The 6,297-nt window shown below is 39.1% G+C and carries 7 protein-coding genes; 4 read left to right on the top strand and 3 right to left on the bottom strand.

Annotation, left to right across the window (positions count from 1 at the left end; translation table 11 throughout):
- Both QVB70_RS00485 and QVB70_RS00480 read right to left on the bottom strand, forming a co-directional pair.
- Positions 1–460 (bottom strand): hypothetical protein (locus QVB70_RS00485; protein WP_287582297.1); only part of this gene is annotated, 460 nt, incomplete at its 3' end.
- Positions 461–577: 117 nt separating this feature from the next.
- On the bottom strand, positions 578–1,888 hold the full coding sequence (locus tag QVB70_RS00480; protein ID WP_287582295.1) for a DUF362 domain-containing protein: 1,311 nt from the start codon (positions 1,886–1,888) through the stop codon (positions 578–580).
- Between the two features lie 410 nt (positions 1,889–2,298).
- Between QVB70_RS00480 and QVB70_RS00475 the strand changes: the two genes are divergently transcribed.
- Genes QVB70_RS00475 through QVB70_RS00460 form a run of 4 tightly spaced genes read left to right on the top strand, consistent with a single transcriptional unit; the run spans position 2,299 to position 5,436 of the window.
- A complete protein-coding gene (locus tag QVB70_RS00475) occupies positions 2,299–3,465 on the top strand; it encodes a UxaA family hydrolase (protein WP_287582293.1) in 1,167 nt (388 codons plus the stop codon).
- A gap of 21 nt (positions 3,466–3,486) precedes the next feature.
- The gene (locus tag QVB70_RS00470) at positions 3,487–3,756 is read left to right on the top strand and encodes a UxaA family hydrolase (RefSeq protein WP_287582291.1); all 270 of its coding nucleotides are present in this window, start codon (positions 3,487–3,489) and stop codon (positions 3,754–3,756) included.
- A 31-nt stretch (positions 3,757–3,787) separates the two neighbouring features.
- Positions 3,788–5,041, top strand: coding sequence for an aconitase X catalytic domain-containing protein (locus QVB70_RS00465; RefSeq protein ID WP_287582289.1), 1,254 nt, complete (start codon positions 3,788–3,790; stop codon positions 5,039–5,041).
- Complete coding sequence (locus QVB70_RS00460) at positions 5,038–5,436, top strand: DUF126 domain-containing protein (protein ID WP_287582287.1); 399 nt, start codon at positions 5,038–5,040, stop codon at positions 5,434–5,436. The genes QVB70_RS00465 and QVB70_RS00460 overlap by 4 nt, the downstream gene beginning before the upstream one ends.
- A 17-nt stretch (positions 5,437–5,453) precedes the next feature.
- Here the strand turns inward: QVB70_RS00460 and larE are convergent, their stop codons facing one another.
- Positions 5,454–6,290, bottom strand: coding sequence for an ATP-dependent sacrificial sulfur transferase LarE (gene larE, locus QVB70_RS00455; RefSeq protein ID WP_287582285.1), 837 nt, complete (start codon positions 6,288–6,290; stop codon positions 5,454–5,456).
- Positions 6,291–6,297 lie beyond the last annotated feature (7 nt).

Raw genomic sequence — 6,297 nt, 5'->3', positions numbered from 1 at the left:
GTATTCCAAAATCGCCTACTTCTTGGGGAATTTCATGCGCAATAACTGAGAGCCCCACAATAATACCAAGTGGTATAGATACCAAGAATCCAGCTGCAATTATAGTCCCGTCTATAAGATTATGAAATGCGTCCCCCATGAGGATCATAGGTCCTGCAGCACCGTGCACTTCACATTCTATGTCATGACAGTGACGCCAAATAACCAATTTCTCAAGAGAGAAAAAAAGAATTATCCCTACTAAGACTGCGAATAAGACTGGAAGGGGACTTATGTACGTTAGTGCATGTGGAATCAATCCTAATAATGCGGCAGCAAGCAAAGTTCCAGTTGCATAAGAGATTAATGAAGAGAGAAAGTCTTTGTGTATTTTTTTCTGTAATAAAAGAAAGCTCGCTGCTGTAATAATAGCGCCTATACTACCTAAAAGACTGAACAATATAATCCATAATATAGGCACTTAACTCCCCTTTTCCTTTTAATCGAACTTTACTAGATCGATTGTGTAATTGATGGATGAATATTTGAAAATTTGACTTATGAATCGAGTGACAATTTAGAACTATACTTAAGAAAATTATGTTTTCTCAGAAACATTGTTGTGCACTGCTTTTCTGATTTTTACGAAAGCGTCAAAGGGTGGACAACCAGGAATTTCAATACCCTCGTAATCTGTCGATTCACATGCGCAATCGCCTACAATAAAATCTAAACTTGATTTCGAATATGGCTCGGAAGGGTTTTTACCAACAATAACTTGCATATCTTTGACTAGCGAAATGTCTCCTTTCTTGTGTAGAGATTGTAGCGCGGTTTTGACGATTGCCTTGCAATATTGACAAGTTCCACCTTCATACACATCCACTTTATCATATACGCCACTTATAGCTAAATCTGGTAACGCAAAGTGGTGTTTTACCTTGTCTAGTGGATCGCCAACTATATTTATATGATCACGTCTCCCTTCTCCCAATCCTTGTGCGTTTGCTAATCGTACATGTGCAATACCAAATGGATCAACGCCCATTATGTCACAACCAACTGCATCACAGGCAACAATATCTGGAGACGCAACAAGCGTGTTCAGATATACGGGAGTTCCAAGTCCAGGACCATGACCTTCCATCGCTATCGTTCCATCTATAATGTTCAGGGTAAATTTGTCTTTAACGCATCTGTAAATGTCAACTAACTTCTGGTGGAGGTTATCAAGATGAGCATATGTTTTTTGAGAGTCATGGATGATACCCTGCAAATTTTTAAGGCAGAGCGTCACGGTTGTCATATGGTGAGTTTTCATAACAGGAACATTAATGACATGGTCTACATCAAAAATAAGTTTAGAAATTAATGGTTTTCTTAGGACTTTGTTTTCTGGATTTTCAACCTCGACAAATTCGTACTGGTCGAGATCGACCACTTCTCCCCCAGCTTCATTTACTGCCTTATCTAAACCTGTACCTTCAAGTATTCGTTCCCAAGATCGATTCATGATGTGTTTTGTCGGGTACGAAGCGCTATCTCCAACTAAGATCTCTTCTGCATCAGTTAAGTACGAGGTTATAAGTGTCTTAATTACATCTTTATTTGTTGTTATAGGTGCAGGGCGATTATGTGCAATATTGGGTTTTATTAAGATCTTACCCTTTAGCGGGAGATAATTCGATAATTCGCTAAATTTAAAACCGCCCAGCAAATCAACTAACTTTTGAACAGCATTTTCTGGATTTACGCCTTTTGCGACAGTTACAGTTGGAATTAGTTCTACCCCCCGAAGTTTCAGCGAATTAGTTAAACAACATGAAGTTATAAATTTATGCAAATACACATAGAATTGACAAAAGTCTTCTATACCGATTTTAATAGAATAATGCAAGACTTTAAACAATATAAGCAAGTCAACTTAAGAAGGTATCCTCAGAAAGTAAAAAAATGCATACTTAGGCTTTGCAATAGACCTAAAGCAATTTGAGAATGTTTTCGAATCTTTAAGGTCGCCCTATACGTGATTTAATTGATTTTAGGAGACATGACGGACATATTCTTTTACAAAATTCACATTTCACATGCATTTCAGTTTATGAGAAAATATGTGGCTTAGGAGATCACTATTTTTAAATATAGCTTAGATAGAATATATTATATAAGAAGAAGTTATACTTCAAGTCTATACGCAACTAACGTCCTTAATTGGAATTTAGTGGATTATAATCTCTTCTCAAATAATTTTTTGAACTTAAGAGAGCTATTAAAAATATGACTTACATAATGTGAAATTCAATGGATGTGTGTGAGAACATGGGTACCTCATTTTTTGGATTCGAAAGACCTAGTGGCGAAATTGGTGTGCGAAATTATGTGGCGGTTCTTCCAACCGTAGGGTGCGCCAATGAGGTGGTTCTTGAAATCACTAGGCATGTGAGTGGCACAGTAGGACTAACACATCGTCAAGGATGTCTAAAACTGCCTCCAGATCTTGAACAGGTAAGTAAAACAATTATTGGTCTAGGAAAGAATCCTAATATAGCGGCTGTTTTGTTGGTTAGTTTAGGTTGTGAAAGTGTGTTTCCAGATAAAATAGCAGACGAAATTGCTAAATCTGGAAAACCTGTTGATTTAGTAGAGATTCAAAAGATAGGAGGCAGTACAAATGCATGTGCAACAGGCATTGAAATCGCCTCTGAAATGGTACTAGAAGCATCACAAATAAGGAGAAATGAATATGACACCTCCGAATTAATGTTATCTACAAAATGCGGGGCATCGGATGCAACATCAGGACTTGCTTCAAATCTTGCGGTAGGGGCAGTAGCTGATAAACTAATAGAAGATGGTGGTACGTTTATACTTGGTGAGGTATGTGACATTATGGGTTCCGAAGACGTCTTGGCAGCACGTGCTGTAACTCCCGAAGTGGGTAATGAAATAATTGCCATGGTAAAAGATCTGATATTTAGGGCGCAAGCAGTCGGTATGGATGCTGTAGGTGGGCAATTAACGGAGGGAAATAAGAGAGGTGGACTCACTACTGTCAAGGAAAAGGCTTTGGGTGCAATTGCTAAGGGTGGTTCGACTCCAGTAAAAGGAACAATAGGATACGCTGAAAAACCGCCTGGAAAAGGACTTTATGTTATGCCGACCCCAGGACGGGGATATGAGAATCTTACTGGTGTAGCGGCAGCGGGCTCTCAACTTATGCTATTTACTACAGGGCTAGGCGCACCAGAAGGGCATCCGATCATGCCAGTTATCAAGTTAACGGGAAATATCAACACATGGGAGAATTTACGATCACATATGGACTTTAACGTTAGTGGAATAATCGAAGGCACAGAAACTGTCGAGCAAGCAGGTGAACGATTGTATGAAGAAATGCTAAACGTAGCCTCTGGGAAATTGACGAAAGCTGAGATCCTAAAGTATAATGAGGGCATGGAAATCTTGACCTATGGTCCTACAATTTAAGACAAAAGGAGGAGAGTTCAAATGAAACAGGTCATACTTGTTAATTCTAAGGATAATGTCGTAACAGCTGTTTCTGAGATCCTAGAAAATACCACAATTTCTGTAAACGATCAAACAATTACAGTAAAGCAATCAATTTCCTTTGGACATAAAATCGCTATTGATGATATCAAAAAGGGGGAAGATATAATAAAGTACGGAGAATCCGTAGGCATGGCGAAGGAAGATATCGCACAAGGGGGATGGGTGCACACTCATAATGTTGAAGAAACATATCGCCCGCCGGAATAAATAAAACAAAAACATGGAATAGGAGAAAAGAATGTTTTTAAGCAAAGATGAAGAGCGCATGTTTGATGGGGAGTATGGAACTGGCGTAGAAAAAGCTATGAAGTTACTGGTAAAATACGGTGAAGCTTTTGATGCAGAAAGAATGGTGAACGTCACAAGTGTGCATAACATGCCTCTCGAGCCTTACAAGTTATTGCTTGAAATGACGGAAGGCGCAAAACCAAATCCTAACGTTCTAACCACAATTCATGCCTTTATGTCAGCATTTGATCCGACTTGCTGGAAGGAAATGGGCATCTCTGAATCATTTGCCGAAAAGGAGTTAGACCTTTTCAATAAGCGGCTTGAGATTTACAAGAAAATGCAGTGGTTACAAATATTCACATGTGTTCCCTTTCTTGTTGGTAATCTTCCTAAAAAAGGAGATATTTGCAGTTGGATCGGCTCAGGCCTTCAAATTTTTTGTAATTCACTTCTTGGGGCAAGAACTAACAGAGAAGGGTCAACTAGTACCTTAGCAAGTGCAATCACAGGTAAAACCCCTTTAACTGGATTATTAGAAACCCAGAATAGATATGGCCAAATTTTAGTAGAACCAAAGGGTCTTGATTTCAAGAATTTCTCTAATGAAGATTTTGGAGCTTTTGGTTACTATATCGGTGCGCTAGCACGAAATCAGAATGTTGTTATTAATGGGATGCCTAATCTTTCAGTTGAACAATGTAAATTCCTTTTCACCCCTCAGCCAGTTTCTGGAGCAGTTGGACTATGCCATGTTGTTGGAGTCACACCTGAAGCCCCAATAGTCGATCAAGCATTTGGAGATAACATCCCTGAAGAAAGAATAACTGTTGACAAAAAGTGCATAGAAGAAGCTTGGGAAGCGTACAGTACAGCGCGTAGTGATAAAGTTGATTTGGTAATTTTCGGATGTCCACATTGCTCGATCTCTGAAATCAGAAACATTGCAGTATTATTAGGAAATACAAAAACTGCTAGAGATACACGATTATGGTTAGCTACAGCAGACCAAATAAAGTTATTAGCCACCCGTATGGGATACACAGGCATTATAGAAAATGCTGGCGGTGTTTTTTCAAGCTCCTGCATGGCATCTATTCCAGAAGCACCTTTTCCAGACGATATTGAAGTGATTGCAACGAATTCAATAAAGGCTGCTCATTATATCACCAGACTAACTAAAGGAAAAATAGATGTGTTGTATGGAACTATGAAAGATTGTGTAGCTTCAGCAATTAGTGGAAAATGGGTGCATTTAAAATGATATTAACGGGTCATATAATCAATAAAGGAAAAGCAGAAGGCTATGCAATCGTTGTAAACACACCATTTAGTTTTATCGGGGATTTTGACCCGACAACAGGAAAACTTCTAATGAGCGAAAAAATGGGTGAATATATGAGGGGGAAGGTTCTTGTGTGTCCTACAGGAAAAGGCGGAACATTAGGTCCATATGTTGCGTATGATGCTATGATTCGTGGAACTGCACCCGTTGCGATAGTATGTGATATAGCAGATCCCATTTTGGCTCTTAGTGCCATTACCATCGACATTCCAATGATTGATAACTTTGATAAGAATCTACTAAAAGAATGTTGCACAGATGACTACATTAAGGTTAACGGCGATGACGGAACCGTTGAAATAATCAAAAAATAAGACTTATGCCTAACAATTCAAGACTTTTGAAGTACTTCGTCCATGGCTCCAGAACGATAGCCAAGGAGATCAAGCGTCACATATTTATAGCCTAACTTCTTTAACTGCTTCGATAAACTATCCATTTTTTCAAAATCAAAGAATTTATTGCGTTCTGCAGAGCCTACTTCAATTCTGGCAATTTTTCCGTTTTCATGCTCACGTACTCTTACCTGTTTAATCCTAAGTTCATTACGGATATAAATTTCCGCTTGTGCTATTCGTTTAAATCTTTCTTCAGAAAGTGTTTCCCCGTACGGAACCCGACTCGCCAAACATGCCATCGCAGGTTTTTCAGCAGATGGTAAGTTTAATAATTTTGCAAGCGCACGAATTTTTTCTTTATTTAGACCGCGTTCTGCTAATGGTGACCAAACTTGTAATTCTCTTGCGGCACGTATTCCAGGACGATGTTCATCAAAATCCTCAACATTCGTACCGTCAGCCACTGCTTCGTACCCTTCCTTTTCTGCAAATTCAAACAAATCACTGAATCGCAACTTTTTACAGTGATAGCAACGATCTGGAGGATTTTGTAATATTGCTGGATGTTCAAGTTCATTTAGAGGGACAATAATGTGTTGTATCCCTATCTGCTGGGCGACTTCCCTTGCAGTTTGAACTTCGTCTGGAAACATCATCGGAGAATCGACAGTAACTGCAACTGATCTATCACCTAGAGCCCGATATGCCAGTGCTGCAACCACACTACTGTCCACACCTCCAGAAAACGCGACTACTACGCTACCCTTTTTCTTGAAATCTTCTAGTAACGTTTCTAGTAATTTCTTAGGATCTTCCAATCGCGCGTTCATCTATATT

The organism is Candidatus Borrarchaeum sp. (genome assembly GCF_019058535.1).
Classification (GTDB): Archaea; Asgardarchaeota; Sifarchaeia; order Borrarchaeales; family Borrarchaeaceae; genus Borrarchaeum; species Borrarchaeum weybense.
The sequence above is the reverse complement of the archived record's forward strand: the minus strand, read 5'-3'. Positions and strand labels throughout refer to the sequence as shown.